Source organism: Sulfitobacter dubius, from assembly GCF_900113435.1.
Classification (GTDB): domain Bacteria; phylum Pseudomonadota; class Alphaproteobacteria; order Rhodobacterales; family Rhodobacteraceae; genus Sulfitobacter; species Sulfitobacter dubius.
On the sequence record NZ_FOPG01000001.1, the window covers coordinates 367,313 to 392,333 of the forward strand.

Annotated in this window: 26 protein-coding genes; 13 read left to right on the plus strand and 13 right to left on the minus strand. The window is 59.7% G+C overall.

All coding sequences use genetic code 11. The features are described 5' to 3' along the window. Positions 1-85: 85 nt before the first annotated feature. A complete protein-coding gene (locus BM229_RS01800; protein ID WP_093925990.1) occupies positions 86-1,261 on the plus strand; it encodes an MFS transporter in 1,176 nt (391 codons plus the stop codon). Positions 1,262-1,327: 66 nt separating this feature from the next. Beyond that, positions 1,328-4,213, plus strand: coding sequence for an excinuclease ABC subunit UvrA (gene uvrA, locus BM229_RS01805; protein ID WP_093925991.1), 2,886 nt, complete (start codon positions 1,328-1,330; stop codon positions 4,211-4,213). Positions 4,214-4,248: 35 nt separating this feature from the next. Here uvrA and BM229_RS01810 read toward each other — a convergent pair whose 3' ends face one another. The 6 genes from BM229_RS01810 to BM229_RS01835 all read right to left on the minus strand — a co-directional run bounded on the left by BM229_RS01810 (position 4,249) and on the right by BM229_RS01835 (position 11,185). Continuing rightward, positions 4,249-5,286: a transketolase gene (locus tag BM229_RS01810; protein WP_244152090.1), complete on the minus strand. Its 1,038-nt coding sequence runs from the start codon at positions 5,284-5,286 to the stop codon at positions 4,249-4,251. A gap of 80 nt (positions 5,287-5,366) precedes the next feature. After that, positions 5,367-6,251, minus strand: a complete 885-nt coding sequence (gene mmsB / locus BM229_RS01815) for a 3-hydroxyisobutyrate dehydrogenase (protein ID WP_093925992.1) — start codon at positions 6,249-6,251, stop codon at positions 5,367-5,369. Then, positions 6,248-7,288, minus strand: coding sequence for an enoyl-CoA hydratase/isomerase family protein (locus tag BM229_RS01820; protein WP_093925993.1), 1,041 nt, complete (start codon positions 7,286-7,288; stop codon positions 6,248-6,250). Before BM229_RS01820 ends, mmsB begins: the two co-directional genes overlap by 4 nt. Before the next feature lie 10 nt (positions 7,289-7,298). Continuing rightward, positions 7,299-8,441: an acyl-CoA dehydrogenase family protein gene (locus tag BM229_RS01825; protein WP_093925994.1), complete on the minus strand. Its 1,143-nt coding sequence runs from the start codon at positions 8,439-8,441 to the stop codon at positions 7,299-7,301. 83 nt (positions 8,442-8,524) lie between these two features. Further along, positions 8,525-9,634 carry a carboxylate-amine ligase gene (locus tag BM229_RS01830; RefSeq protein WP_093925995.1) on the minus strand — a complete coding sequence of 370 codons (1,110 nt, stop codon included), beginning with the start codon at positions 9,632-9,634 and terminating at the stop codon, positions 8,525-8,527. Positions 9,635-9,685: 51 nt separating this feature from the next. Continuing rightward, positions 9,686-11,185: a CoA-acylating methylmalonate-semialdehyde dehydrogenase gene (locus tag BM229_RS01835; RefSeq protein WP_093925996.1), complete on the minus strand. Its 1,500-nt coding sequence runs from the start codon at positions 11,183-11,185 to the stop codon at positions 9,686-9,688. A gap of 111 nt (positions 11,186-11,296) precedes the next feature. Between BM229_RS01835 and BM229_RS01840 the strand changes: the two genes are divergently transcribed. The 3 genes from BM229_RS01840 (at position 11,297) to coaD (ending at position 13,324) form a co-directional block, all read left to right on the plus strand. Next, positions 11,297-12,217, plus strand: a complete 921-nt coding sequence (locus BM229_RS01840; protein ID WP_093925997.1) for a LysR family transcriptional regulator — start codon at positions 11,297-11,299, stop codon at positions 12,215-12,217. Between the two features lie 61 nt (positions 12,218-12,278). Next, a complete protein-coding gene (locus BM229_RS01845) occupies positions 12,279-12,713 on the plus strand; it encodes a CBS domain-containing protein (RefSeq protein WP_093925998.1) in 435 nt (144 codons plus the stop codon). A gap of 113 nt (positions 12,714-12,826) precedes the next feature. Next, the gene (gene coaD / locus BM229_RS01850) at positions 12,827-13,324 is read left to right on the plus strand and encodes a pantetheine-phosphate adenylyltransferase (RefSeq protein ID WP_093925999.1); all 498 of its coding nucleotides are present in this window, start codon (positions 12,827-12,829) and stop codon (positions 13,322-13,324) included. A gap of 106 nt (positions 13,325-13,430) precedes the next feature. On the opposite strand, the gene gap (BM229_RS01855) is transcribed toward coaD, so the two are convergent. The 3 genes from gap (BM229_RS01855) to gap (BM229_RS01860) all read right to left on the minus strand — a co-directional run bounded on the left by gap (BM229_RS01855) (position 13,431) and on the right by gap (BM229_RS01860) (position 15,750). Beyond that, complete coding sequence (gene gap / locus BM229_RS01855) at positions 13,431-14,435, minus strand: type I glyceraldehyde-3-phosphate dehydrogenase (RefSeq protein ID WP_093926000.1); 1,005 nt, start codon at positions 14,433-14,435, stop codon at positions 13,431-13,433. Positions 14,436-14,546: 111 nt separating this feature from the next. Next, positions 14,547-14,690, minus strand: a complete 144-nt coding sequence (locus tag BM229_RS18170) for a hypothetical protein (protein WP_167360176.1) — start codon at positions 14,688-14,690, stop codon at positions 14,547-14,549. Positions 14,691-14,748: 58 nt separating this feature from the next. Next, complete coding sequence (gene gap / locus BM229_RS01860; RefSeq protein WP_093926001.1) at positions 14,749-15,750, minus strand: type I glyceraldehyde-3-phosphate dehydrogenase; 1,002 nt, start codon at positions 15,748-15,750, stop codon at positions 14,749-14,751. 217 nt (positions 15,751-15,967) lie between these two features. Between gap (BM229_RS01860) and BM229_RS01865 the strand changes: the two genes are divergently transcribed. After that, positions 15,968-16,942, plus strand: coding sequence for a DUF808 domain-containing protein (locus BM229_RS01865; RefSeq protein WP_093926002.1), 975 nt, complete (start codon positions 15,968-15,970; stop codon positions 16,940-16,942). Positions 16,943-17,025: 83 nt separating this feature from the next. Here BM229_RS01865 and tkt read toward each other — a convergent pair whose 3' ends face one another. After that, complete coding sequence (gene tkt / locus BM229_RS01870; protein WP_093926003.1) at positions 17,026-19,041, minus strand: transketolase; 2,016 nt, start codon at positions 19,039-19,041, stop codon at positions 17,026-17,028. Between the two features lie 316 nt (positions 19,042-19,357). On the opposite strand from tkt, the gene BM229_RS01875 reads away from it, so the two are divergent. From BM229_RS01875 to rpiB, 4 genes are all read left to right on the plus strand, one after another. Further along, complete coding sequence (locus BM229_RS01875) at positions 19,358-19,933, plus strand: hypothetical protein (RefSeq protein ID WP_208604008.1); 576 nt, start codon at positions 19,358-19,360, stop codon at positions 19,931-19,933. Further along, the gene (locus BM229_RS01880) at positions 19,933-20,325 is read left to right on the plus strand and encodes a cell division protein ZapA (protein ID WP_093926004.1); all 393 of its coding nucleotides are present in this window, start codon (positions 19,933-19,935) and stop codon (positions 20,323-20,325) included. The genes BM229_RS01875 and BM229_RS01880 overlap by 1 nt, the downstream gene beginning before the upstream one ends. Beyond that, positions 20,322-20,657 (plus strand): MliC family protein, encoded by a 336-nt coding sequence (locus BM229_RS01885; protein ID WP_093926005.1) that lies wholly within the window; start codon positions 20,322-20,324, stop codon positions 20,655-20,657. Before BM229_RS01880 ends, BM229_RS01885 begins: the two co-directional genes overlap by 4 nt. Before the next feature lie 104 nt (positions 20,658-20,761). Then, positions 20,762-21,211 carry a ribose 5-phosphate isomerase B gene (gene rpiB / locus BM229_RS01890; protein ID WP_093926006.1) on the plus strand — a complete coding sequence of 150 codons (450 nt, stop codon included), beginning with the start codon at positions 20,762-20,764 and terminating at the stop codon, positions 21,209-21,211. Positions 21,212-21,308: 97 nt separating this feature from the next. On the opposite strand, the gene grxD is transcribed toward rpiB, so the two are convergent. From grxD to BM229_RS01905, 3 genes are read right to left on the minus strand one after another with little or no spacing between them, the layout of a single operon-like run. Further along, positions 21,309-21,671, minus strand: a complete 363-nt coding sequence (gene grxD / locus BM229_RS01895; RefSeq protein WP_093926007.1) for a Grx4 family monothiol glutaredoxin — start codon at positions 21,669-21,671, stop codon at positions 21,309-21,311. 1 nt (position 21,672) lies between these two features. Beyond that, positions 21,673-22,017, minus strand: coding sequence for a hypothetical protein (locus BM229_RS01900; protein WP_093926008.1), 345 nt, complete (start codon positions 22,015-22,017; stop codon positions 21,673-21,675). Between the two features lie 2 nt (positions 22,018-22,019). Beyond that, positions 22,020-22,256 (minus strand): BolA family protein, encoded by a 237-nt coding sequence (locus BM229_RS01905; protein WP_067629149.1) that lies wholly within the window; start codon positions 22,254-22,256, stop codon positions 22,020-22,022. Between the two features lie 145 nt (positions 22,257-22,401). Between BM229_RS01905 and BM229_RS01910 the strand changes: the two genes are divergently transcribed. From BM229_RS01910 to BM229_RS01920, 3 genes are all read left to right on the plus strand, one after another. Further along, positions 22,402-23,361 (plus strand): XdhC family protein, encoded by a 960-nt coding sequence (locus BM229_RS01910; protein WP_093926009.1) that lies wholly within the window; start codon positions 22,402-22,404, stop codon positions 23,359-23,361. Beyond that, positions 23,358-24,359: a molybdopterin-binding protein gene (locus BM229_RS01915; protein ID WP_093926010.1), complete on the plus strand. Its 1,002-nt coding sequence runs from the start codon at positions 23,358-23,360 to the stop codon at positions 24,357-24,359. The genes BM229_RS01910 and BM229_RS01915 overlap by 4 nt, the downstream gene beginning before the upstream one ends. An 86-nt stretch (positions 24,360-24,445) precedes the next feature. After that, a complete protein-coding gene (locus BM229_RS01920) occupies positions 24,446-24,931 on the plus strand; it encodes a (2Fe-2S)-binding protein (protein ID WP_093926011.1) in 486 nt (161 codons plus the stop codon). Positions 24,932-25,021 lie beyond the last annotated feature (90 nt).

Sequence of the window (25,021 nt, forward strand, 5' to 3'; positions counted from 1 at the left end):
CATGTGGGCGGAAAGGCAGTGATCCTATTAACGCCACCAAGACGCCGCTTTACACTCGGGCAGAAACCTAAAGAACAGAAACACTATGATTGAGCACACATCCTTTTTGCGCGTTTTCGCGCTTTGGGCCGCCGGGCTGGGCGCTGCGGCTCAATATGGCAAGATGAGCGTCATCTTTGATCTGCTGCCCGATCTCTACCCACAGGCCGGGGCGGCTCTTGGGTTCCTCGTTTCGCTGGTCGGTGGTGTCGGTATCCTCTTAGGTGTTGTTGCCGGGCTGATGGTGGCGCGCATTCGCTATCGACGCGCGATCCTATGCGCCTTGTGGCTGGGGGCGGCGGTTTCGGCTTTTCAGACGCTGCTGCCAGGGTTCGGTTGGATGCTTACCAGTCGTGTTGTCGAAGGCCTTTCACATCTGGCCATCGTCGTGGCCGCACCGACACTGATTGCGCAGCTCAGCACTGTGAAGGACCGCGGCTTTACACTGACGCTCTGGGGTACCTTCTTTGGCGTGGCCTTCGCGGTCTTGACCCTTGCTGGTCGCCCACTTGCGCTGGCATGGGGCGTACCAGCGCTTTTCGCCGCCCATGCACTCTATATGGCGGGCTGCGCTCTGGTGCTTTCCGCCACCCTGCGGAGCCTGCCAGACGAGGGCGCGCAGCCGCCGTTCTCTCTGTCACAGATGCTGCGCGACCATGTGGCGATCTACCGATCGCCTTTTTTATCTGCTCCGGCTGCGGGCTGGTTGTTCTATACATTCAGCTTTGTCTCCATTCTTACCGTTCTGCCGCCCTATCTTCCCGACGGGTGGCGCGCGATCACCATGGCAGCGATGCCGCTGACCAGCATTGCCGTCTCAATGACCATCGGTGTCGCATTGCTGCGGCGTCTTCCTGCTGTTCGCGTCGTACAAACGGGTTTCACATTGTCGACCCTTTCAATGGCGTGGCTTTGGATCGCACCCGGCTCCCCGTTGGCCTGTCTGGCCCTCGCGGGGTCGATGGGCCTGATCCAAGGGGCGAGCTTTACCGCTGTGGCACAGTTGAACCATGGACCCGCCGCGCAGGCGCAGGCCAATGGCGCGGTGGCGCAGATGGGGAACCTTGGCAATAGTCTGGGCACGCCTGTGATGGCCTTCGGTCTGGCGTCCTTTGGCGGCGCCGCACTGCCGCTGCTGGCAGGGGGGGCGTTTGGTATGGGGCTTGTGGCACATCTCCTCCTTGGTGCGGCGCGGCGTCGCAGCTTGCGCGTTCCTGTTTAGTTCTCACATTTTCATTGGAAAACACTGCATCAGCACCTATGTACAAATCGTTAAGAGGGGCATGTCATGGCTGAGTTGAAGAACATCGAAGTGCGCGGTGCGCGCGAGCACAATCTGAAAAACATCGACGTGGATATTCCACGGGACCAACTGGTTGTAATCACGGGGCTTTCTGGGTCGGGTAAGTCGAGCCTCGCGTTCGATACGATCTACGCCGAAGGGCAGCGCCGCTATGTGGAATCGCTGTCGGCCTATGCGCGGCAGTTCCTCGATATGATGCAGAAACCGGATGTCGACCATATCTCTGGCCTCAGCCCGGCGATTTCCATCGAGCAAAAGACCACATCAAAGAACCCCCGGTCGACAGTCGGCACGGTGACCGAAATCTACGATTATATGCGTCTGCTTTTTGCGCGCGTCGGAACCCCCTATAGCCCCGCCACTGGTAAGCCTATCGAGGCGCAGCAGGTCCAAGACATGGTCGACAGGATCATGACCATGGAAGAGGGCACGCGCGCCTATCTCTTGGCGCCGATCATTCGCGATCGAAAGGGTGAATATCGTAAGGAATTCATTGAGTTAAGAAAGCAAGGCTTTCAAAGGGTGAAGGTGAATGGAGAGTTCCACGACCTTGATGAGCCACCTACATTAGATAAGAAGTTTCGCCATGACATCGACGTGGTCGTTGATCGAATTGTCGTGCGTGAAGGGTTGGAGACGCGTCTCGCAGACTCGTTGCGCACGGCCTTAGACCTTGCCGATGGCATTGCGGTGTTGGAGACAGCGCCGAGTGAAGGCGACCCTGAGCGGCACACTTTCTCCGAGAAGTTCGCTTGCCCCGTCAGTGGTTTTACCATCCCCGAGATTGAGCCGCGTTTGTTTTCTTTTAACGCGCCTTTTGGCGCTTGCCCGTCGTGCGATGGTTTGGGCGTTGAGCTGTTCTTTGACGAACGGTTGGTGGTCCCTGATCAGAACCTGATGATCTATGATGGTGCGCTGGCACCTTGGCGCAAGGGCAAGTCTCCCTACTTTAAACAAACCATCGAAGCCATTGCGAAGCATTATAAATTCGATCAGAAAACGCGGTGGAAAGACCTGCCGGAGAATGTCCAGCAGGTATTCCTGCGCGGTTCGGGCAAGGAAGAGATTGCTTTTCGGTACGACGAAGGCGGACGTGTCTATGAAGTAAAGCGTGTGTTTGAAGGGGTGATCCCCAACATGCAACGTCGGTATCGTGAAACTGACAGCAATTGGGTACGCGAGGAATTCGAGCGCTATCAAAACAACCGCCCCTGTGGCGCCTGCGGTGGTTTCCGTCTCCGACCAGAGGCGCTTGCGGTTCGCATCGGCCCCGCGACGGGGGATGAGAATGAGTTGCTTCACATCGGTAAGGTTGTGGAGATGTCGATCCGCGAGGCGTACGCATGGTGCACCTCTGTGCCAGAGCATCTAACCTCACAGAAGAATGAGATTGCCCGAGCCATTTTGAAGGAAATTCGTGAACGCCTGGGATTCTTAAATAACGTGGGTTTAGAGTATCTTACGATGTCACGCTCAAGTGGAACATTAAGTGGCGGGGAGAGTCAGCGTATCCGTTTGGCCAGTCAGATCGGCTCTGGTTTGACCGGCGTTCTCTATGTGCTTGATGAACCCTCCATCGGTCTGCACCAGCGAGACAACGACAGGTTGCTTGGCACGCTGAAAAACCTGCGTGATCAGGGCAATACCGTGATTGTGGTGGAGCATGACGAAGAAGCGATCCGTGAGGCGGATTACGTCTTTGACATCGGGCCGGGTGCGGGTGTGCATGGCGGGCAGGTTGTCAGCCACGGGACACCAGAGCAGGTGGCAAATGATCCGAATTCTGTTACAGGCCAATACCTTACAGGCGTGCGTGAAATCTCTGTTCCGACAAAGCGTCGGAAAGGGAACAAGAAGAAGCTTCAGGTTGTAAAGGCGACTGGGAATAACCTTCAAAACGTAACAGTCGACTTCCCGTTAGGCAAATTTGTGTGTGTAACGGGTGTTTCGGGCGGGGGTAAATCCACGCTGACCATCGAAACTTTGTTTAAAACCGCGTCGATGAATCTGAACGGCGCGCGGCAGACGCCTGCACCCTGTCAGACCATCAAGGGGTTGGAGCATCTAGATAAGGTTATCGATATCGACCAGCGTCCTATTGGACGGACTCCGCGTTCAAATCCAGCGACTTACACTGGGGCTTTCACCCCGATCCGTGATTGGTTTGCCGGGCTCCCGGAGTCAAAGGCGCGTGGGTATAAGCCGGGGCGGTTCAGCTTTAACGTCAAGGGCGGGCGCTGTGAGGCGTGCCAAGGGGACGGAGTTATCAAGATCGAGATGCACTTCCTTCCGGATGTCTATGTCGAATGCGAGACCTGTAAGGGGGCGCGGTATAATCGCGAGACCTTGGAGGTGCGTTTTAAGGGTAAGAGCATCGCCGATGTCCTTGATATGACAGTGGAAGATGCGCAAACGTTCTTCGCTGCCGTACCCTCGATCCGGGAGAAGATGGACGCACTGATGCGGGTGGGGCTAGGCTACATTAAGGTCGGACAGCAAGCGACCACGCTTTCGGGCGGTGAGGCGCAGCGCGTGAAATTGAGTAAGGAGTTGAGTAAACGCTCAACGGGCCGCACGCTCTATATCCTTGATGAGCCGACGACCGGTCTGCACTTTGAAGACGTGCGCAAGCTGTTGGAAGTGCTTCATGAACTGGTGGATCAGGGTAACTCGGTTGTGGTGATTGAGCATAACCTTGACGTAGTGAAAACCGCGGATCACATCATTGATATCGGCCCTGAGGGCGGCGATGGCGGTGGACGGGTGGTGGCGACTGGCACACCGGAAAAGGTCGCGGAAGTGGCCGAAAGCCATACCGGCAAATACCTCAAGCCGATGTTGTACAAACAAGCAAAAGTGGCGGCGGAATAACCGCCGCCACAGTCGGCTTTCCCTGCGGCGTGCTTTTAGAGCACGGCGCGGGCGATGCGGATCAGTTGCAGCGTCTCATAGGCACTGTCCTGTAGCGAGATCACCTGACCGTTCAGTACTGCGTAGTTATAACCTTCTTGCGGCTCGGCCAGACGGTAGAGGTTGATAAGGTCCGCCTGCGTCAGCGCGGCAGTTGGCGCGACGTTAATGCCTGAGCCAATGTCAGGGACACGCGCCAGTTCATTGATCCGCAGCAGGGCGGTGTGATCTTCGTTGCTGAGCAGGACAGGCTGACCGTCGATCAATGCGTAGCGATGACCATCTGGCGCGGCATCAAGATTGTAGAGTTGCGCGATCTGATTGGACTCCAACAACAGCAGTTCACGTTCTGTAAGAGGGTCGGCCTCAAGATAGAGTTCGCGGCGCTCGCGCAGTAGTCTGTCCAGTTCTTCATCAGAATAGCTGGCCCATTGCTCATAGGTCACGCCCTGTTTGGCCAGCCCCGGGGGAACGCAAGGCGGATCTTTCTTGGCCAATCCGGGCGGGCAGTTGCGATAGGTAATCAACTCGTCTTCGGGCAGGGCGGCTGCGTTCAGCTCAGGCGCGGCCAGAGCCAGTGCGGCTGCGCCGAGGATAACGGCCATGTCACGGCCCTCGGGTGCAGGAGTGTTCAGAAGGCGGGTTACAACGGTCTCGCGGTCTTGCGTGAAGCGGGTCACGCGCTCATTAAATTCGGCACGGTCCACACCTTTTGGCAGCTTGATCTCATCGCCCTTGATCTTGACCTTGTCGCCGTTGACTTTGATCTCGACCTTATCGTCTTTCTTGGCCTTCTTTTCCTTGTGCTTTTCGGCCTTTTTCTTCTCAGCCTTTTTCTCGCGCTTGTCCTTCTTCTTCTCTTTTTTGTCTTTCTTGTCCTTGCCCTTCTCGTCTTTGGCGAGCCAAAGCGTCTCAGGGCCATTGGCATCAAACGCGATCGCAGGCTGCGCCGGAGCAAAGCCGGTGCCAGCGGCGGCCAATGGGCCGGTCGCGCAGGCGGTCGTCAGGATCGTGGTAATGAGCAGGCGTCGCATCAGGTGATCTCCACAGATAGGGTCATTCTGATGCCAACGCCTGCCCGGATCAGGTCGTTCCCGCGGGGGACGCGATCAGTTTAACCCTGCCAGCCGCGTTTTTCGAAACGGGGCAGCATGGCGGAGAAGTCTTTCCCGTTGCCGCCTTCTTCTTCGACGAAGTGGGTGTAGAGTTCCTTGGCCAGCGCGCCCATGGGCGTGTCGGCATTGGCCATTTCGGCGGCCTGTTGCGACAACCCCAAGTCTTTGAGCATCAGTTCCGCCGCGAAGCCCGGCTTGTAATCGTTGTCGGCGGGGGACTGGGGTCCGACGCCGGGGGCCGGGCAATAGGCGTTCATTGACCATGAGTAGCCGGAAGAGGTGCTGACCACATCGAACATCCGTTCGCGATCAAGGCCCAGTTTATCGGCCAGTGCAAAGGCCTCGCAGGTGGCGATCATCGTGGCGCCAAGGATCATGTTGTTACAGATTTTCGCCGCTTGGCCTGCGCCTGCATCACCACAATGCACGGCCTTCTGACCCATGATATCAAAGAGCGGTTTGGCCTTTTCAAAGGCGGCTTCAGCGCCGCCCGCCATGAAGGTCAATGTACCGCCCTGCGCGCCGCCGATCCCGCCAGAGACGGGTGCATCGACAAAGAGCAACCCCGCTTTCTCAGCAGCCTCCGCCACAAAGCGGGCGCTTTCCACGTCCACAGTTGAACAATCGACCAACAGCGCGCCGGGGGCCATATGCGCGATTGCCTCTTCCGCCACCTGCCGCAGGATCGCGCCGTTGGGCAGCATGGTGATGACGACGTCTGCCCCTGCGACCGCCTCGGCGATGGTTGCGGCCTCTGCCACGCCTTCGGCTGTGGTGCCGGCCACATCATTGCCGCGCAGGGTATGGCCAGCCGCGGCAAGATTGGCCGCCATCGGACCGCCCATATTGCCAAGGCCGATGAAACCGATTGTAAGATTGCTCATGTATTTTCCTCCAAATTCAAATCGTTATCGCCCAGCGGCGCAAGCATCGCGTCGACATCGGACTGCGGCACATCCCCATGGTGCTGCCACTTGGGGCTGCGGTCTTTGTCGATGATCGCCGCGCGTACGCCTTCGATGAAATCGCCATGTTCCATCGCCCGCCACGTATAGCGGTATTCCTGTTGCAAGGCTGGGATCATGCCAATGCCGGGGCCGCGTAGGCGGCGCAGCATCTCGAGTGTACAGGCCATGGAAAGAGGCGATCCGCGGCGCAAGATCTTGAGGGTTTCGGCAGCAAAGTCACTCTTGGCTGTCGTCACCGCGGCGATAACCGCGTTCAATGTCTCACCCGCGAAGACGTGATCAATCTCTGTTTGTAGGTCAGCCAATTCACCCCCCGGCGGAGGTGTCGCGGCCTTGTCGAGGATGAAGGGATCACCATTCTCCTCAAGCTGCGCGATGAGGGCGGGCCATTCCGTCTCAGTGATGAAGTAATCCGCAAAGCCCGCGTGCAACACATCCGCCGGACCCATACGCGCGCCGGTGGTGCCAAGGTATTCGCCCACCCGTCCGGGGGCCTGCGCCAAGAGGAGAGAGCCGCCCACGTCGGGCACCAAGCCAATGCCGCACTCAGGCATGGCAATCTTGCTGGTTTCGCCCACCACGCGGTGCGAGCCGTGACAGCCTAGCCCGACACCGCCGCCCATGGTGAAGCCCTGCATAAAAGAGATCACCGGTTTGGGATAACCGTGCAGTTTGTTGTTTAGTCGGTATTCATCGGCCCAGAAACGCCGTGCAAAAGCGTAATCGCCACTTTGCCCAGTTTCATAAAGCTGCGCCACATCACCGCCCGCGCAGAAGGCCTTGTCGCCTTCCGCATCCAGCACGATCACCGCTACGCCGGGATCTTCGCGCCAATCGTCCACCGCGGCCTCGATGGCGAGGCACATGTCATAGCTTAGCGCGTTAAGCGCCTTTGGCCGGGTGAGGGTGATGCGCCCGGCACGGCCCGTTTTGCGGATATTGATGTCATTCACGGCGCAGCCCTCAGCGGTTTTTCAGCATGTCACGGGCGACGATGACGCGCATGATCTCATTCGTGCCTTCAAGGATCTGATGCACCCGCAAATCTCGGACCAGTTTCTCGATCCCATAGTCTGCAAGATAACCGTAACCGCCGTGCAATTGCAGACATTGGTCGACGACCTTGCTGCCGGTTTCGGTCACGAACTTTTTGGCCATGGCGCAGAACTTGGTGGCATCCGGCGCGCCAGTGTCGAGCTTCCATGCCGCCTGCCGCAAGAAGGTACGTGCGGCCTGCAATTCGATCTCCATGTCAGCAAGACGGAACTGAAGCCCTTGAAATTGGTCGATCGACTGGCCAAACGCCTTGCGGTCGCCCATGTATTCCAGTGTTTTTGTAAGCGCCGTCTGTGCCGCCCCCAGTGAGCACGCCGAGATGTTCAGCCGCCCGCCATCGAGCCCGGCCATCGCGTATTTGAAACCATTGCCTTCCTGTCCGACAAGGTTCTCGGCCCCGATCTTGCAGTCGTCAAACTGGACCAAGGCCGTGGGTTGGCTGCGCCAGCCCATTTTGTCTTCCAGCCCGCCAAAGCTCAGTCCCTCAGTCCCATCCTCGACATAGACGGTCGAGACGCCCTTGGCACCGTCGTCTGAGGTGCGGACCATGGTGACATAGGCATCCGAATAGCCACCGCCTGAAATGAATGCCTTGGTGCCGTTGAGCGTATACCCGTCATTGGTCCGTTCGCAGCGCGTCTTGAGGGCCGCCGCGTCTGAGCCAGATCCGGGTTCGGTCAAGCAGTAGGAGAGCACGGTATCCATGCTGAGCACACCGGGCAGCACACGCGCTTTCATTTCATCGCTGGCAAAATTGTCCAGCATCTTGGCGCACATGTTGTGGATTGACAGAAAGGCCGCGACGGAGGGGCAGGCCATGCTGAGCGCTTCAAACACAAGCGTTGCGTCAAGGCGACTGAGACCGGAGCCGCCGGACTCCACAGAGACATAGAGGCCGCCGAAACCCAACTCACCGATCTGAGGCCAGAGGTCTTTGGGGATGGTGCCGTCTTTTTCCCACTGATGGGCGTGGGGGGCGATATTGTCTTGCCCAAAGGCATGGGCCATGTCGAAAATGGCGGTCTGTTCTTCGTTCAATGCGAAATCCATCGCGGCTCTCTCCCTGGTGTCTTTGTATTCTGGTAACTGAACACTTGTTTAATTCTATCAGCCGGGCCGCGTCGCAACAAGGCTCACAGGTCGGCGTGGTATTCCTCCATCAAGTGGCGAACGACGGCTTCGCCGCCTTTGCCCTCGGGCGCACTGTCCCAGACCTTGCGTTGGCGATCTGCCGATGTGCCCCCTTTTGCGACATCGCGCAGGGTGCAAATTTCATCAAGGCAACCAAGTGCTTCGGCATCCTCAGCCACAAGACCCAAGATCTCTTCGAACAGCGTGTCAAATCCCTTCATTTGCCGGTCGCCAAAGTCGATCAGTGTATTGCGGGTGCCATAACGTTGGGCGCGCCAACGGTTTTCAGAGATTAGGAACCGGTCATATTTGCGCCAGCTAAGATTGCCGTCACGCAGGCGCAGCAGCATCCGGCAGAGCGCTTGGGTCAGCGCGGCGAGGGCGATGGCATGGTCAAGGCGCGGTTGCACGTCACAGATACGCGCCTCAAGCGTGGGATAATACACCGAAGGGCGCAGATCCCACCAGACTTTGGAAGCATCAGCGATGATGCCAAGGTCGACTAAAGTGCCCGTTGTACGTTCGTATTCGGCCCAGCTGTCGAACTGTGGCGGCAGCCCGGTGCGCGGCATGTTGTCCATCACGGCCATGCGGTAGGAGGCAAGCCCGGTGTCCTCGCCTTTCCAGAACGGCGAAGACGCTGACAGCGCCAGCAGATGCGGCAGGAAATAGGACAGTTGCGGCATCAAGTCGAGACGCAGATCATCGCTGTCGATACCCACATGCACATGCATCCCACAGATCAGCATACGCCGGGCCACGTCCTCCAACTCAGACTCAAGCTGACTATATCGTTGCTTATCGGTGGTTTCCTGTGTCTTCCAATCCGAGAACGGGTGGCAGGCTGCGGCGATAGGGGCAAGGTTATGCGCAGCCGACAGGCGGGCGATCGTGCTGCGCAGGTGGCACAGATCGTCGCGGGCTTCTGCGGCAGTTTCACAGGGTTTGGTGCCAATCTCGATTTGGCAGGCAAGAAATTCGGGGCTAACTTGATCCTGTAGCGCTTCGCGGCAGGCGTCCATCAGCGCTTCGGGCACATCGGCCAATGCCAGAGAATCCTTATCAACCAGCAGATACTCTTCTTCGATCCCGATGATGAATTTGGATTGCATGGCCTGTCCTTTGGCAGGGGGCCGACCGCCCGAAGGCAGCCGGCAGGTGGATCACTCCATCACGGGGATGGAGAACTCGCCACCCTCTTTGATGCCCGACGGCCAGCGGGCCGTGACGGTTTTTGTGCGGGTGTAGAACTTGAACGCATCCGGGCCGTGCTGGTTCAAATCGCCAAAGACGGATTTTTTCCAGCCACCAAAGGTGTGATAGGCCAGCGGCACCGGGATCGGCACGTTGACGCCGACCATGCCGACATTGATCCGGTTGGCAAAGTCACGTGCCGCGTCGCCGTCACGGGTAAAGATCGCGGTGCCGTTGCCGTACTCGTGGTCCATCGCAAGGCCGATCGCCTCTTCGTAGTCCTTGGCACGCACACATGTCAGCACGGGGCCAAAGATTTCCTGCTGGTAGATGTCCATGTCCTTGGTCGCGCGGTCAAACAGATGCGGGCCGACGAAATAGCCGTTCTCATAGCCTTGCAGTTTGAAGTCGCGGCCATCGACAACCAGTTCTGCACCTTGGTCGATACCGGACTGCACCAAACGTTCGATATTGGCCTTGGCGGCAGCGGTCACAACCGGGCCGTAGTCTACGTCATTGCCGGAGGTGTAGGGGCCGACTTTCAGCTTTTCGATGCGCGGCACAAGCTTTTCGATCAGGCGGTCGGCGGTTTCGTCGCCCACCGGCACGGCCACGGAAATCGCCATGCAGCGTTCGCCAGCAGCACCGTAGCCCGCGCCGATCAGCGCGTCGGCAGCTTGGTCCATGTCTGCATCGGGCATGATGATCATGTGGTTCTTGGCGCCACCGAAACACTGCACGCGCTTGCCGTTGGCACAGCCGGTTGCATAGATGTATTCGGCAATCGGGGTGGAGCCCACGAAGCCCACCGACTGGATCACGTCATGGTGCAGGATCGCGTCGACCGCCTCCTTGTCGCCGTTGACGACCTGAATGATGCCCTTGGGCAGACCGGCTTCTTCCAGCAGTTCGGCCAGCATCAGCGGCACGGAGGGGTCACGCTCGGACGGCTTCAGGATGAAGGCATTGCCGCAGGCGATTGCGGGGGCGAACATCCACATCGGGATCATGGCGGGAAAGTTGAAGGGCGTGATGCCCGCGGTCACACCAAGCGCCTGACGCATGGAGTACATGTCGATGCCCGGACCCGCGCTGTCGGTGAAGTCACCTTTCAGCAGTTCCGGCGCGCCGATGCAGTATTCCACCACTTCAAGGCCACGCTGCACGTCACCGGCGGCGTCGGGCAGGGTTTTGCCGTGCTCGCGGCTCAGCGCTTCGGCCAGCTTGTCCATGTCGCGGTTCAGCAGGGAAACGAACTTCATCAGCACGCGGGCGCGGCGCTGCGGGTTGGTCGCGGCCCATTTGGGCTGGGCGGCGGCAGCGTATTCGACGGCTTTGTTCAGCTCTTCGCCATTGGCGAGCGGCACTTTCGCCTGCACTTCGCCGGTGGCGGGGTTCATCACGTCGGCAAAGCGCCCGGAGGTGCCTTTGACGTGTTCGCCGTTCAGGTAATGGGTCATCTCTTGCATGATCGGTCTCCTCTATGGTTGGCGGCACGATAGCCTTGCAAAAAGCAATGTAACAGAGGAAGGATGGCAAAACCGTCTTGCATTTTTGCAAGATGGCGAAAGGGGGCACCAATGGAACAGAACTGGGACGATTTGCGGCTGTTCCTCGCCGTGGCGCGGGAGGAGAGCCTTTCAGGGGCGGGGAAACTGTTGCGGCTGGATCCGGCGACATTGGGCCGCCGTATGGCGCGGCTTGAAAAATCGGTGCAAACGGTGCTCTTCGTTAAATCCCCGCAGGGCTATGCGCTGACTGAAGCGGGGAGCGACCTGATGCAGCGGGCCGAGCGGGCGGAACAAGCCATGCGCGCGGCGACTGCCGGGGTGCCGGTACAGAGTGATCAATTGACGGGCCAAATCCGTGTGGGCGCGCCGGATGGAGCGGCGAACTATCTGCTGCCGCAGGTCTGTGCGGCGATTGCTGCGGAAAACCCCGGTCTGGATGTGCAGATCGTCGCGCTGCCGCGCGTGTTCAACCTGTCCCGGCGCGAAGCGGACATGGCAATTGGGGTCAGCGCGCCCACGGCGGGGCGGCTGGTGGTGCAAAAGGTGACAGATTATCACCTGCATCTCGCTGCCGCCGAAAGCTACCTTGCGCAACATCCCGAAGTCACCGCTGTCACAGATCTGCAAGGGCACCGGATGGTCGGCTATATCCCCGATATGATTTTCGACCGCGAGTTGGATTACCTTGCCGATCTGGGGGTCAGCCGGGTGGCGCTCGCGTCTAATTCGGTCTCTGTGCAGGTGCGGATGATCCAACAGGGTGGGGGAATTGGCGTGGCGCATGACTTCTCACTCGCTGCGACGCCGGGTGTGCGGCGTATTCTGACCGATGCGGTTAGCCTGAAACGCGCCTTCTATCTGATCCGCCACGCCGATGATCGCCGCAATGCCCGGCTGGCCGCCTTTGCCGAGGCGCTGGCGGTGGGGTTGCGGGCCGAAACTGCGCGGCTGGAGGCCGCCACCGCAGGGCAGGCTGCGCCAAAAGCTTGACAGAAAAGGATTTCGCGGTGACGCTGGACTTCTCTTTGCCGTGCAACGAAGGAGGCGCCAAGTGCTCGTATCGCAAATTCTCAAGACCAAACCGGACGATAGAGTGGTCACGACCAAACCCGGACTGGCGATTTCCGAGGCGGCAGCGATGCTTGCAGAAAAGCGGATCGGTACGCTGGTGATCTCTGCCGATGGCAAGACGCCAGACGGGATTCTCTCTGAGCGCGACATTGTGCGCGAACTGGGTCGTCAGGGTGCGGGTTGCCTGCAACAGACGGTCGAGAGCATCATGACGACCAAATTGGTCACCTGCAGCCGCGATGACCGCTCTGACGCGATTTTGCAGAAAATGACCGATGGGCGCTTTCGCCATATGCCAGTGCTGGAGGATGGCGAACTGGTGGGCCTGATCTCTCTGGGCGATGTGGTGAAGGCCCAGTTGCAAGAGCTATCGATGGAGAAACAAGCCCTTGAGGGTATGATCATGGGCCACTGACGTCATGTGGTTGTGACGGGCTGCCGCGGCCACCGCTACCGCTAACTGACTTGCGCTTGGGGCGGTGAAATGGTTGGCTGCGGCGCAACACAGCTGACACTCAGGACAATTTCATGCGCATAGCCCTATACCCCGGTACATTCGACCCGATCACGCTGGGGCATATCGACATTATCCGCCGTGCTGCCCGCATGGTTGACCGGTTGGTGATCGGTGTGGCGATCAACCGTGACAAAGGCCCGCTATTCAGCCTTGAGGAACGTGTCGCACTGATCGAGGCAGAATGTGTGCAATTGGCCCAAGAGACCGGTGTTGAGATCGTCGTGCATCCTTTTGAGAACCTGCTGATCGATTGCGCCCGTGATGTCGGCGCCCAGACCATCGTGCGCGGCCTGCGCGCGGTGTCGGATTTTGAATATGAGTTCCAGATGGTCGGCATGAACCGCCAGCTAGACGATTCTATTGAGACGGTCTTTTTGATGGCCGAAGCCACCCATCAGGCGATCGCCAGCAAGCTGGTAAAAGAGATCGCGCGGTTGGATGGGGATGTCAGCAAGTTTGTGACACCGGCGGTGAATGAAGTGCTGATTGAACGGTTTGCACAGATGTAGCGTCTGGAGCGGCGAGCGGGGCGGGTGAGGCTCGGTTCTGCACGGTATTTTTAAAAGGATGAAATGGTAGGGCGCAGCGCTGGAGTAGAGGCCGCGCCCTATTTCGTTAGTGGGGCTGGCTGGCTATGATCCCGGCGGTGTCGAGCATGCGGTTCGAAAACGCCCATTCATTGTCGTACCATGCCAGCACGCGCAGCAAGTTGCCTTGTTGTAGCGTCGTTTGATCTGTGGCGAAGATGGCGCTGTGGGGGTCGTGATTGAAATCGGTCGAGACCAGCTTGCGATCGGTGACCGATAGGACACCTTTGAGCGCGCCCTTGGCGGCTGCGTGCATAGCGGCGTTCACGTCGGCTTCAGTTGTTTCGCGCTCTAGCTCCACCACGAGGTCAATGCAGGATACATTGGCGGTGGGTACGCGCACGGCGGTGCCGGTTATCCGGCCAGCGAGTTTTGGTAAGACAAGCCCCAAGGTTTCCGCGGCGCCGGTGCTGGTGGGGATCATCGAAAGTGCCGCGGCGCGGGCGCGGTAGAGGTCGTCATGGGGGCTGTCGTGGAGGGGTTGGTTGCCGGTGTAGCTGTGGACCGTCGTCATATGGCCGCGGCGAATGCCGAAATTCTGATCCAGCACATGGGCGATAGGCACGAGGCTATTGGTGGTGCAGGAGGCGTTGGAGACGATGCGGTCTTTGGGGCCGATGTCGTTGTGGTTGATCCCATAGCAGATGGTTTTCGCGTGGCCGCGGGCAGGGGCGGAAAGCAGAACGCGGCCCGATCCATTGGAGTGGTGGCGGGCGGCCTGAGTGACGTCACGGAAGTGGCCTGTGCATTCCAAGACCAGATCGACATCGGCCCACGAGAGATTTTCGGGGGCTGCTTCATGGGTGAAGCGGATCGGGCCGGGGCCGATGTCTAGCAGGCCATCCGAGACAGCGATTTCATGGGGGTAGCGACCATGGATGGAATCGAACTCGAATAAATGTGCGAGTGTGTCCAGCGGTGCGAGATCGTTGATTGCAACGATTTTCAGATCACCAGGCGCCCGTTCCATCAGGGCACGCAGGATGTTGCGGCCAATGCGGCCAAAGCCATTGATAGCGAGGTTCACAGCCATTGGGGTACTTTCATTCGATCGACGCCGAAGATGCGCCTCTGCGCCGTGGTGTCAACGGATCAACAGGGGTGAAAAAAGTACCGATACAATGTTTCTGAGGGCGCCGGTTGTTTACCGCCAGAAGGCGATCCACTCAATCAAGTCAAAGAGCTTCTTGCCGAGATAGATCATATGCTCTGCTCCATAGGAATAAATATCAACCAGCATCGCCCCGGCGATCACGAGGGCCAGCACGATGGCGATAGGATTGGTCATGGCGCGGCTCCGGGCGGGGTTGGCCTGATATTACAGGCGCACCCCCGCCGTGCAAGCCTTAGCCCAGTTTGCCCATGGCGACGGCGACATCGGCCATGCGGACCGAAAAGGCCCATTCGTTGTCATACCAGCCCAGCACGCGCACGGTGCGGCCCGCCACGACGATGGTCTGGTCGGGGGCAAAGATGCAGCTTTCTTCGGTATGGTTGAAGTCGATGCTGACTTTCTGTTCGGGGTCATAGGCCAGCACGCGTTTCATTGGACCTTCGGCCGCGGCACGGGCGGCGGCGTTGATCTCTTCCACCGTCACGTCGCGGCTTGCTTGGAAGGTCAGGTCAACGGCGCTGACGTTTGGCGTGGGCACGCGCATGGCGGTGCCGTCCAGTTTGCCTTTGAGCGCGGGCAGCACTTCGCCCAGAGCCTTGGCCGCGCCCGTGGAGGTGGGGATCAGGGCCATGGCGGCGGCGCGGGCGCGGTAGAGGTCATCGTGGCGTCGGTCGAGCGTCGGCTGGTCGCCGGTGTAGCTGTGGATCGTCGTCATCAGGCCGCTTTCGATGCCCACGGCGTCATGCATGACTTTGGCCAGCGGCGCGAGGCAGTTGGTGGTGCAAGACCCGTTTGAAATCATCCGGTCGGAAGCGGTCAGCTGGTCGTCATTCACGCCGTAGACGATTGTCTTATCGACGTTTTTGCCGGGCGCGGAGAGCAGGACGCGCTTGGCACCGTTCTTAAGGTGAACGTTGGCTTTGTTGCCGTCGTTGAACTTGCCGGTGCATTCCAAAACCACGTCGCAGCCGGACCAGTCCAGCTCTTCGAGGTTGTAGCTCGACATCATCTCGATGTCGTTTTGGCCGAGGTTCATGTAGCCGCCATCGACGGAGACTTCGCCGGGAAAACGGCCATGGACGGAATCGTATTTGATAAGATGCGCAGCAGTGCTGAGCGGGCCGGTGGCGTTCACCTTGATCACTTCGATGTCATCGCGCCCCGAGGCCGCGATATGGCTGAGGGTGCAGCGGCCGATGCGGCCAAATCCGTTGATGCCAACTTTGATGGTCATGGTGCATTCCTTGTCATGGGCCGCGCGAAGGGGGCCGTATGTCGGGGTCGCGCGTTCTATATCCGGGCAAGGCAGGCCGGGGAAAGGGGCAAAACCAAATGATTTCCATATGTTAGCGTTAAACCTGCATGTTAGCGGTAAAGGTCACAGCGGCTTCGGGCTTGCCAGATGGGCTGCACATGCTACTTCGGTTGCAACACGCAAAAAGGGGCACGGAATGAGCGGTTTACTGGCACTTGTGGATGACGTGGCGGCCATCGCCAAAGTTGCGGCGGCGAGCGTGGATGACGTGATCGGGCAAGCGGCCAAGGCGGGCTCTAAGGCGGCGGGGGCGGTGATTGACGACGCAGCGGTGACGCCGAAGTATCTGCATGGGTTCAAGGCTGAGCGTGAGCTGCCGGTGATTTGGCGGATCACCAAAGGTTCGTTGCGCAACAAATTGGTGTATCTGCTGCCAGTGGGGCTGTTGTTGGCGAATTTCGCGCCATGGGCGATCCCGCCTTTGTTAATGCTGGGCGGGGCTTACCTGTGTTTCGAGGGGGCGGAGAAGGTTGCCCATGCACTTGGCTGGGGGCACGGGCACGAGGATTATCCCGATAAGGAGAAGGTGGTCGAAGACCCTGCGCATCTGGAAGAGCAGAAGGCCTCGGGCGCGATCAAGACTGACTTTATTCTTTCGGCGGAGATTATGACCATTGCGTTGTCGGCGATCCCGGAAAGCAATTTCTGGATGGAAGCGGCCACGCTGGCGGCGGTGGCGGTGATGATCACGGTTGCGGTCTATGGTGCGGTCGCTTTGATCGTGAAGATGGACGATTTGGGGCTGGTGATGGCAAATAGGGGGCGTTTTGCCCTGACACGGACATTTGGGCGCGGTTTGGTGCGCGCGATGCCAGGCTTTCTAAAGCTGCTGACGATCGTCGGAACGGCTGCAATGCTTTGGGTTGGCGGGTCGATCATTATTCACGGGCTAGAGCAGATGGGCTTTGCGGCGCCTTACGACTGGATTCACGACGTGGCAGTCACCGTGGGCCATGCGGTCCCCGCACAATTCGAAGGGGCCGTGGAGTGGACTACAACAGCGGCAATCGATGGCGTCTTTGGTCTGGCTCTTGGCCTGCTGCTAATCCCGGTGGGTGAGAAGATCATCACGCCAATCTGGCGCAAGGTCTTTCATAAGGCGGCGGTGTAAAACGCGGTTCTAGTGATAGGACAATAGAAAAGGGGCGACGGTTGAACCGTCGCCCCTTTTTGCTGTGCCGTGTGATCCGTGGATCAGAGCAGCGCCTTGGCTTTCTCAGCGACGTTCTCGGCGGTGAAGCCGAAACGCTCGAACAGTTCTTCCGCCGGGGCAGAGGCACCGAAACGGTCCATGCCGACGAAGTCCGCCTTGCCGTATTTGCCGCGCTCACCAAAGAGCCACTGGTCCCAGCCCTGACGCATGCCTGCTTCGATACCGACACGCACGGCACCACCGGGGAGCACGCGCTTGCGGTAAGCTTCATCCTGAGCGGCGAATAGCTCCATACAGGGCATGGAGACGACGCGGGTGCCGATGCCCTCGGCCTGCAACAGATCACGCGCGGCCAGTGCCACATGCACTTCCGAACCGGTGGCGATCAGGATCACCTGACGTTTGCCCTCGGCATCGGCCAGCACATAGGCGCCTTTTTCGGTAAGGTTGTTGTTCTTGTGCTCCAGACGCACGGTCGGCAGGCCCTGACGGGTCAGGGATAGTACCGACGGCGTGGTTTTCGAGGTGAAGGCAATCTCCCAAGCCTCCGCCGTTTCCACCGCATCGGCGGGGCGGAAGACGTAGGTGTTGGGTGTCGCACGGCTGATCGCCAGATGCTCGACCGGCTGGTGGGTCGGGCCGTCTTCGCCAAGGCCGATGCTGTCATGGGTCATGACAAAGGCCGTGGGGATTTGCATCAGCGCCGCCAGACGCATCGAAGGACGCGCGTAGTCGGTGAAACACATGAAGGTGCCGCCATAGGGACGGATGCCGCCGTGCAGCGCCATACCGTTCATCGCCGCCGCCATGCCGTGCTCGCGGATGCCCCAGTAGACATAGCGCCCGCCGCGGTTGTCCACGTCAAAGACACCCAGATCAGAGGTCTTGGTGTTGTTTGAGCCGGTCAGGTCCGCCGAGCCGCCAACCGTTTCGGGCAGGATCGGGTTCAGCACTTCGAGGGATTTTTCGCTGGCCGCTCGTGTTGCCATCTTGGGCGCGCTCTCGGTGATTTGCTTTTTGAAGGCTTTGACGGTCGCGCTCATCTTTTTGGGCGCTTCCAGCGCCAGTGCGCGGTTAAACGTCTCGCGCTTGGCGCGGGGCATCTTGTCGAAACGCTCTTCCCAATCGCGGCGTTCGTCGGCCCCGCGTTTGCCAATCTCTTCCCATGCGGATTTCACATCCGAGGGCACTTCGAAGGGGCCAGTCGTCCAGCCATAGGCTTTCTTCGCATCTGCCATTTGATCGGCATCCGTCAAAGCGCCGTGGCCTTTCGAGGTGTCCTGTGCCGCGTGGCCCAGAGCGATATGAGTTTTGCAGGCGATCATCGTAGGCAGATCAGAGGCCTTCGCCTCGGTCAGGGCCGCGTCGATCTCATCGGGGTTGTGGCCGTCGATTTCGATGACATGCCATTGCGCGGCTTTGAAACGCGCGACCTGATCGGTGTTGTCCGACAGGGTCACCGGGCCGTCGATGGTGATATTGTTGTTGTCCCACATCACGATGAGCTTGCTCAGTTTGTGGCGGCCGGCGAGGGTAATCGCCTCTTGGCTCACGCCTTCCATCAGGCAGCCGTCGCCCGCGATGACATAGGTGTGGTGATCCACGACCTTTGCCCCGTACTGCGCGCGCAGCATCTCTTCGGCCATGGCGAAACCGACCGAATTGGCGATGCCTTGGCCGAGCGGGCCGGTGGTGGTCTCAATCGCGTCGGCGAGGAAGTTCTCCGGGTGCCCGGCTGTGCGCGCGCCCATCTGGCGGAAGTTCTTCAGCTCTTCGATGGGGAACTGCTCATAGCCCGTCAGGTGCAGCAGCGAGTAGATCAGCATGGAGCCGTGGCCCGCAGACAGGATAAACCGGTCACGATCAGGCCAGAGCGGGTTGGATGCATCAAATTTCAGGTGCTTTTCAAAAAGCACGGTGGCCACATCGGCCATGCCCATCGGCATGCCGGAGTGGCCGGAATTGGCGGCGGCGACGGCATCGAGGGTCAGCGCGCGAATGGCGGTGGCCTTGGACCAGTGATCGGGGTTTGCGCGTGCGAGGGCTGTCAGATCCACGGGGCGTTCCTTTGCGGCTGTGGCAGATTGGGCCTGTGCATACCAGTGATCGGGCAAAGTTCAAGCACAACCGGGTTGCATTGCCCGCGCAGAGCAAGCTCTGAGATGAACTCCGCTGCCCAAGCTGCTGAAACGAAAGGGGGGCGCAATTCGCCTGCGCTTTGGCTAGGATTGCGGAAACCGGCTTATTACCGCGATTCGCGCGCGTGACATTGTGCAAGGCGCGCGCTATCTGCCCGGAACGGCAGCCAACAATGGGCACGGCAGGCAAATAATGCGGCCCCTAGAGCAGGACGAACAAGGAGACTTCATGCGGATGAGTGAACTTGAAGAATATCAACGCCGCATCACGGCCGCGATGGACCGGATGGCGAAAGGGCTGGATCAGCTGAACGCCGCTCCGGCCGAGCCGGATGAGGATATCGTGCAGGCGCTGGAAGATGAGCGGCAAGCCAATGCCCAGCTGACCGAGCGGGTGAAGAGCCTGAAAGAAAGCCATCAAAACGATCTTGCTGCTTTGCGCGAACAAATGGACTTCAACGATGACCGGATGACCCAGCTTGATATGGACGTGCAGCGTCTGCGTCAGGCGAATGAGCAGTTGTCAGCGGCCTGTGAGCAGTTGCGTCTGGCCAATGCCGAAGGGCTGGCCGACCCCAAGTTGATCGACACCGCCGTGATTGCCGAGTTGGAAAGCCTGCGTGCAACCCGCGCGATTGAGATGGCCGAGATTGACGCCGTGTTGACTGCGCTGGCGCCTCTGGTCGAAGAGGGTGATTCCGAGGCACCTGCTGCTGAAGATACCCCCGAGGCGGCTATTAAAAGTAGTGCTGAAGATAGCACCGAGGATGAGAGCGCCGAAGAAGAACCCAAGTCAGGAGGGGCCGACTGATGCCCGAGATACGGATCACCATCGGCGGCCGCCAGTTTGAGGTCGCCTGTCAGGAAGGTGAAGAAAGCTATTTGCACGCCGCGGCCAAGATGTTGGACGACGAAGCCAATGTGCTGAGCGATCAAGTGGGCCGCATGCCCGAGGCGCGAATGCTGCTTATGGCGGGCCTCTTGTTGGCCGACAAAACAGCCAGCGTCGAAGACCGCATTGCCGAAGTGCGCGCCGAATTGGCCGAGCGTGAAGCGGAGCTGACGAGCCTGCGTAATACCAAAATCGAGCCTGAACGTATTGAAGTGCCCGTTGTGCCGCAGAGCGTCAAAGACACGCTGGCCGAGATCGCCGCACGGGCCGAAGCGCTCGCCGCCGAGGTTGAGGAAAAGTCGGACAAATGAGCAGGGTAATCAGAGTGGCCCTTTGCGCGTCGCTCTGGGCCTTGCCCGCCGGCGCTGAGACCATCGCGATCACCTATCTCTGCGAGCGCGGCGCGTCGGTGCCGGTGGTCTATGTTCCCGATGCAGACTCCGCTGTGGCGGTGCTCTATGTTGAAGGGCGGCTGATCAATCTACAGACCATGCCTTCCGCCTCTGGTGCGCGGTATGGTTGGCCGTCGGATGGGGCGTCCTATCAATGGTGGGAGCATCAGGGCCGCGCGCGCTTGGGTTGGCGGGATGGCGCCAGCGACGCGGTGACACCAATCTATAACGATTGCGTGCCGCAGGATTGATCCAACCACGGGATTGCGGCGCAGGCAGCAATATGCTCTGGGGGGCGCGAAAAGCGCCCCATTCGCGCTGTCTTTCTCGCCCATAGCAATCAGGACGCCATCTCATGACCGCCAAACCAAGCATCATCATCTCTAGCGACCACGCTGACATCGCCCTGCGCCAAGACATCGCCCGGCATATCGCCGACCGTGGTTTTACAGTTGAAGACATTGGTCCGGCCACGGCGGAAAGCACCGATTACCCCAAGCACGGAGAAGCCGCAGCACGGCGCATTGCAGCCGGAGAGTTCGACCTTGGCATTCTGATCTGTGGCACGGGGCAGGGCATCATGATGGCGGCCAATAAGGTCAAAGGCATCCGCTGTGGTGTCTGCGCCGATACATTCTCGGCCAAGATGATCCGGGCGCACAATGACGCGAATATGCTGTCGATGGGTGCGCGTGTGATCGGTGCCGGGCTTGCGCTTGAGATCGTGGATGCCTTTCTCGATACCGAGTTTGAAGGCGGGCGTCACGGCCGCCGCGTCGATATGATCACGGCGATTGAGGACTGAACCCAGAGGGTAGACCTAAAGTACCAGAGATAAAAAAAGACCCCGGCGCGCCAATAGGCGTCCGGGGTCCTGAAATTATCGACAGTCCGAAGCCGTTTCAGCCGTTGGCTTCGCGGATCTTATCAGCGGCGTCTTTGTCAAAGGTCACGCCGTTCTCGGCAAAAAGCGTATCCAACTCGCCCGACAGCGTCATTTCGGTGATGATGTCACAGCCCCCGACGAATTCGCCTTTGACGTAAAGCTGGGGAATGGTTGGCCAGTCAGAGAAATCTTTGATCCCTTGACGCAGACCTTCGTCGGCCAGCACGTTCACGTCGCTATATTCGACGCCCATATAGTTGAGAACCCCGGCCACGCGGCTGGAGAAACCGCACTGCGGCATTTCCTTGGTGCCTTTCATAAACAGCACAACATCGCTTTTGGAGATTTGTTCTTTGATCTGGCTTGAGGCATCGCTCATGTCATTTGTCCTTCACATCTGATTTCTTGAACGCAGCATGATAGCGCCGCGCATAGGTTTCATCGTCGGCCCAAGGCTTTACGTCCAACTCGGCCCCGCCGAGAAAGAAACCGCCTCGTTTCTTGGTCCAATTCGTGTGCCCGCGTTCTAGGCTTTCGTTGCGCCGTGCCGCACTTGCCACGACATCAAGATCGGTCGCCTCCATCCCCAGTGGCACTTTGCCGGTCTCAGGGCGTGGAGGTTGGCGCTGCGACAAGGGCACATGTCGCCCGCGCTGCATGCGGTGCTGAACAAAAGCAATTGCGGCGATCCCGCCCAAAACAATTGCTGCAGTCCAGCCCCACATCGTTAGTCTGGCGTCCGCGTGGTCAGCGCCAGCGCATGCAGATCGCCGTTTGATCCGTCCATCTTGCCCTTCAGGGCCGCATAGACGGCGCGCTGTTGTTGTACGCGGTTCATGCCACGGAAACTCTCATCCACGACCATGGCCGCCATATGCACGCCGTCATTGCCTTCGACGGTGATTTTCGCGTCAGGAAAGGAAGCGCGGATCAAGTCTTCGATTTCGCTGGCTTGCATGGGCATGGGGTGGCTCCGATTACTGTGTTAGCTTGGCCTAGATGTAGTGCCGCATAGCGCTGCGTGCAAGACGAAGGCTTGTGCCGATCTCGCATTGACCTTTGCCCGTGAAGCAACACACTCTGCATCCCCAATAGGTAGAGGAAACCAGATGGACTGCATCCCCGAACAGGCGTTGAATTGGGCTGAGGCCGGACAGCCCGTGGCATTGGCCACGGTGGTAGAGACATGGGGGTCTGCCCCGCGCCGCGCAGGCGCGCAACTGGTGGTGTCGGGCGATGGCACGATGATGGGCTCGGTCTCGGGCGGCTGCGTCGAAGGCGCGGTGGTGGTCGAAGCGCTGGAGGCGATTGGGGACGGGCGCACCCGGTTGCTGGAGTACGGCGTGAGCAATGGCGATGCCTTTGCGGTGGGGTTGGCCTGCGGTGGCACAATCAAGGTGCTGGTGGAACCGATACGATCCGATGCGCTCACGCTTGAGATGCTGCGCGATCTGGTGGCGTCACGCGCTGCACGGCAGCCCGTGGGCTATGAGGTGGCGCTTGATGGCAGCACGCGAGAACTGGCCCGCGCGGGGCATGAAGACCGCTTCCGCCGTGACCGCTCTGGGATTGACGAAGACACGGGGCGCTTCATCGCCATTCACAACCCGCCGCTGCGGTTGGTGATCGTGGGCGCGGTGCATATCGCGCAGCATCTGGTGCGCATGGCGGGAGAGGCGGGTTTCGATCCGATCGTCGTTGACCCGCGCGAAGCCTTTGGTTCCGCCGCGCGGTTCCCTGAATGCCGCGTGATGAACGATTGGCCAGATGCTGCCCTTGAGGAAATCGGCTTGGACGCCCGTTCTGCCGTGGTGTTGTTGACCCACGACCCGAAGTTGGATGACCCGGCGCTGCATGTGGCCCTGGGGACAGAGGCGTTTTACATCGGCGCGCTCGGCTCGACCCGGACGCAGGCCAGTCGCCTTGCGCGGTTGCAAGAGGCGGATGTGCCCCCCGATCAAGCGGCGCGCATTCACGGGCCGGTGGGTCTCGACATTGGCGCTGCCAGCCCGGCCGAGATTGCCGTGTCGATCCTTGGACAGGTGATCCAAACGCTGCGCCGTCCATGAGGTTCGGTCCGGTTCCATTAAGCGACGCACTTGGCGCAACATTGGCCCATTCTGTCGCCGTCAGCAGCGGACGGCTGCGCAAGGGCCGTGTGTTGGCGCAAGAAGATATCGCAGCGCTTGAACAGGCCGGCATTCAAGAGATCATCGTCGCCTGCCTAGATCCCGGTGATATAGACGAAAATGCAGGCGCAGAGCGTCTCGCCAAGGCGCTCTGCGGCCCTGGGCTGCGGATCTCCGACCCTTTTACCGGGCGGGTGAACCTTTTGGCAGAGGGGCCGGGCGTTGTGATGATGGACCGCGCCGCACTTGAGGCGGTTAATGCAGTACATCCGATGGTCACCTTGGCCACTGTGCCGCCCTTTCAGCAGATGACTGAGAATGGGATGGTGGCGACGATCAAGATTATTTCTTACGCTGTGCCGCAGGAAGCCGTTGACGCCGCCTGTGCCGCAGCCGGAAAGGCAGCGCTGCGTCTAGCAAAAAGAAAACTTCGCGATGCGACGCTGATCATCACGGATGTGCCGGGCGGGGCGGGCGACAAGGGGCGCGTGGCGGTCGAGAGGCGGTTGGATGCGCTTGGGGTTACGTTGAATGACGTTGTTATGGTCCCACATCGATCTGCGCCGTTAGCAAAGGCACTCGCCGCCGCACAGACCGATCTGACCCTTGTACTCACCGCTTCTGCCACATCTGATATTGACGACATCGCCCCCTCCGCCTTGCGACAGGCGGGCGGTGAGGTTGAGCGGTTCGGGATGCCGGTCGATCCCGGCAATCTTTTGTTCCTCGGTCATCTGGGGCAGCGCCCGGTGATCGGCCTGCCGGGCTGCGCACGTTCGCCGGCGCTTAACGGGGCGGATTGGGTGCTCTCAAGGTTGGTCTGCGGCATTCCGGTTACCAGCGCGGATATTGCAGCGATGGGCGTTGGTGGGTTGCTAAAAGAAATCCCGACCCGCCCACAGCCGCGAAACCCCGGCAAAAGCGCGAGTGGCAGCTGAGAAAAAGCCCTCAGAAAATATGTGTTCTCAACTAGAGCTTGTCGTGCTTAACTGCCTCTAACAAGCGTCAGACTGGGAGGAAGAACATGACACAGGTCAAGATGACCGTGAACGGCATACCCGCGTCAGGGGAGGTCGAAGGCCGCACGTTGCTGGTGCATTTCCTACGTGATGATCTGGAACTCACCGGCACCCATGTGGGCTGCGACACCAGCCAATGCGGGGCCTGTGTGGTGCATGTGAATGGCAATGCGGTCAAGGCCTGCACCATGTTCGCGATCGAGGCGGATGGCGCCGAAGTCGACACCATCGAAGGGCAGGCGGCCCCAGATGGCAAGCTCAACACCATCCAACAGGCGTTTCAGGATCACCACGGGCTGCAATGCGGATTTTGCACGCCGGGCATGGTGATGTCGGCGGCGGCCCTGCTCAAGGACAACCCCAAGCCAAGCGAGGCCGAGGTGCGCCATTACCTTGACGGCAACATCTGCCGCTGCACCGGCTACCACAACATCGTCAAAGCGATCATGGCGGCCAGCGGCCAGGAGGTCAGCGCGCTGGCGGCAGAGTAACGTTGGAAGCAGTGTCGCGCTGAGCAGACCGGTGATGGCGGAGGGAGGACCGCCAGAGCCGGGCGCCGCGTGACGGATCAGGTGCATCCG

Bases quoted from the DNA above. Each gene is read 5' to 3' on its own strand.
- BM229_RS01800 (WP_093925990.1), top strand. From the start codon at position 86: ATGATTGAGCACACATCCTTTTTGCGCGTTTTCGCGCTTTGGGCCGCC.
- uvrA (WP_093925991.1), top strand. From the start codon at position 1,328: ATGGCTGAGTTGAAGAACATCGAAGTGCGCGGTGCGCGCGAGCACAAT.
- BM229_RS01810 (WP_244152090.1), bottom strand. From the start codon at position 5,286: ATGCGACGCCTGCTCATTACCACGATCCTGACGACCGCCTGCGCGACC.
- mmsB (WP_093925992.1), bottom strand. From the start codon at position 6,251: ATGAGCAATCTTACAATCGGTTTCATCGGCCTTGGCAATATGGGCGGT.
- BM229_RS01825 (WP_093925994.1), bottom strand. From the start codon at position 8,441: ATGGATTTCGCATTGAACGAAGAACAGACCGCCATTTTCGACATGGCC.
- BM229_RS01830 (WP_093925995.1), bottom strand. From the start codon at position 9,634: ATGCAATCCAAATTCATCATCGGGATCGAAGAAGAGTATCTGCTGGTT.
- BM229_RS01835 (WP_093925996.1), bottom strand. From the start codon at position 11,185: ATGCAAGAGATGACCCATTACCTGAACGGCGAACACGTCAAAGGCACC.
- BM229_RS01840 (WP_093925997.1), top strand. From the start codon at position 11,297: ATGGAACAGAACTGGGACGATTTGCGGCTGTTCCTCGCCGTGGCGCGG.
- coaD (WP_093925999.1), top strand. From the start codon at position 12,827: ATGCGCATAGCCCTATACCCCGGTACATTCGACCCGATCACGCTGGGG.
- gap (WP_093926000.1), bottom strand. From the start codon at position 14,435: ATGGCTGTGAACCTCGCTATCAATGGCTTTGGCCGCATTGGCCGCAAC.
- BM229_RS18170 (WP_167360176.1), bottom strand. From the start codon at position 14,690: ATGACCAATCCTATCGCCATCGTGCTGGCCCTCGTGATCGCCGGGGCG.
- gap (WP_093926001.1), bottom strand. From the start codon at position 15,750: ATGACCATCAAAGTTGGCATCAACGGATTTGGCCGCATCGGCCGCTGC.
- BM229_RS01865 (WP_093926002.1), top strand. From the start codon at position 15,968: ATGAGCGGTTTACTGGCACTTGTGGATGACGTGGCGGCCATCGCCAAA.
- BM229_RS01875 (WP_208604008.1), top strand. From the start codon at position 19,358: ATGAGTGAACTTGAAGAATATCAACGCCGCATCACGGCCGCGATGGAC.
- BM229_RS01880 (WP_093926004.1), top strand. From the start codon at position 19,933: ATGCCCGAGATACGGATCACCATCGGCGGCCGCCAGTTTGAGGTCGCC.
- BM229_RS01885 (WP_093926005.1), top strand. From the start codon at position 20,322: ATGAGCAGGGTAATCAGAGTGGCCCTTTGCGCGTCGCTCTGGGCCTTG.
- rpiB (WP_093926006.1), top strand. From the start codon at position 20,762: ATGACCGCCAAACCAAGCATCATCATCTCTAGCGACCACGCTGACATC.
- grxD (WP_093926007.1), bottom strand. From the start codon at position 21,671: ATGAGCGATGCCTCAAGCCAGATCAAAGAACAAATCTCCAAAAGCGAT.
- BM229_RS01900 (WP_093926008.1), bottom strand. From the start codon at position 22,017: ATGTGGGGCTGGACTGCAGCAATTGTTTTGGGCGGGATCGCCGCAATT.
- BM229_RS01905 (WP_067629149.1), bottom strand. From the start codon at position 22,256: ATGCCCATGCAAGCCAGCGAAATCGAAGACTTGATCCGCGCTTCCTTT.
- BM229_RS01910 (WP_093926009.1), top strand. From the start codon at position 22,402: ATGGACTGCATCCCCGAACAGGCGTTGAATTGGGCTGAGGCCGGACAG.
- BM229_RS01915 (WP_093926010.1), top strand. From the start codon at position 23,358: ATGAGGTTCGGTCCGGTTCCATTAAGCGACGCACTTGGCGCAACATTG.
- BM229_RS01920 (WP_093926011.1), top strand. From the start codon at position 24,446: ATGACACAGGTCAAGATGACCGTGAACGGCATACCCGCGTCAGGGGAG.